The organism is Secundilactobacillus collinoides DSM 20515 = JCM 1123, from assembly GCF_001435975.1.
Lineage (GTDB): Bacteria > Bacillota > Bacilli > Lactobacillales > Lactobacillaceae > Secundilactobacillus > Secundilactobacillus collinoides.
The window spans coordinates 1-1141 of the sequence record NZ_AYYR01000005.1 but is presented as its reverse complement, the minus strand read 5'-3'; the positions used below and the strand labels follow the sequence as shown (position 1 = coordinate 1141).

Here is a 1141-nt window from a genome sequence, read left to right as displayed (position 1 = left end):
AAATGGTCGTTTTAGCGTTTTTAGCACTATTACTTAAGAGATTTTAGACAGCTTCTTATGGTATATACTTTTTATTTGTAAGTTAAGGAAAGGGAGATCATTATTATGTTAAGCATTAAAAATCCAATTTATATTGAGAATTACGGTTACACTTTTAATAATCCGCATGATTTCAGTTATTTAGAATCTTTTTATGGTTCAAAAGATACCTCTAAAAGCTTGTTTATTAATGGCAATACATTAGATCAGTATGTCGGCGATGTACACGCATTGATTCAGTCATACCAGCTAAAGCCAGCTACTAAGGAAGCTTATAAGCCACTTTACTATCAATCATCGGTTATTATTGATGATAACAAAGTTAAAGCTTACTTATATAACTATCGTGATACATTGGGCAAGAATATTGACCAGGATTATAGGTTGATTAAGTTAGCTGTTAATAGTGCCAAGCCATCAACTCTATTGACACCAGATCCAAGAACAGGTAGTAACACTGGATTTAGTGAAATGCTTAATTTCTGGAGTGGCTATTCTATGAGTGGCTTATTTAACGGAAATAAATGGTAATTAGGGTATTCCCCACGTATGTGGGGGTGATCCTGGTGGACGATCTGCAAACCATGGACTTAAAAGGTATTCCCCACGTATGTGGAGGCAAGGGATCAAATGGGCGCTGGAAACGGATCATGCCAAAAATAATTTCGTTAATCAAGCAAGGCTAAACGGCTTCTCGGGCTGCAAATCCCTGAAAGGGCTGATTAATTTGTAAGTTTCACTTAATATGAAAGTTTCATTCGCACCTGTACCACGAATAACCGAGGGGAAGAGATAATTTTGCTTCAGAGAGATGTTGGTTGCAAGATAAAACAATTTTTTGATTTCCGTTGATATTGAACCAGCTACTTTCATTTAAAGCTTTAGATCTTGTTTAAATAACATGTGTCTGTGGTACTTATGTAGAATGACATTAGGCTCAAACAAAATAACTACCGATATTTACCAAGCCAGGAGTTCACTGCCGGTAGTTAGGGGTACCCCTTCAAAGATTTCATCACTAACAAGTCCGATGTTAATTAAAAAAGCGGAAGTTTGTCAAATGGTGTTGAAGGATAGTTTCTATCCTTTGGAGATCTCCTCG

2 protein-coding genes are annotated in these 1141 nt (G+C 36.4%); one reads left to right on the top strand and one right to left on the bottom strand.

Annotated features, from left to right (window positions below; translation table 11 throughout):
- The first annotated feature begins 105 nt into the window (after positions 1-105).
- The gene (locus FC82_RS00710; protein WP_056995944.1) at positions 106-570 is read left to right on the top strand and encodes a hypothetical protein; all 465 of its coding nucleotides are present in this window, start codon (positions 106-108) and stop codon (positions 568-570) included.
- A gap of 141 nt (positions 571-711) precedes the next feature.
- Here FC82_RS00710 and FC82_RS16845 read toward each other — a convergent pair whose 3' ends face one another.
- Positions 712-912: a hypothetical protein gene (locus tag FC82_RS16845; RefSeq protein WP_162260912.1), complete on the bottom strand. Its 201-nt coding sequence runs from the start codon at positions 910-912 to the stop codon at positions 712-714.
- Between the last annotated feature and the right edge of the window lie 229 nt (positions 913-1141).

Bases quoted from the DNA above. Each gene is read 5' to 3' on its own strand.
- FC82_RS00710 (WP_056995944.1), top strand. From the start codon at position 106: ATGTTAAGCATTAAAAATCCAATTTATATTGAGAATTACGGTTACACT.
- FC82_RS16845 (WP_162260912.1), bottom strand. From the start codon at position 912: ATGAAAGTAGCTGGTTCAATATCAACGGAAATCAAAAAATTGTTTTAT.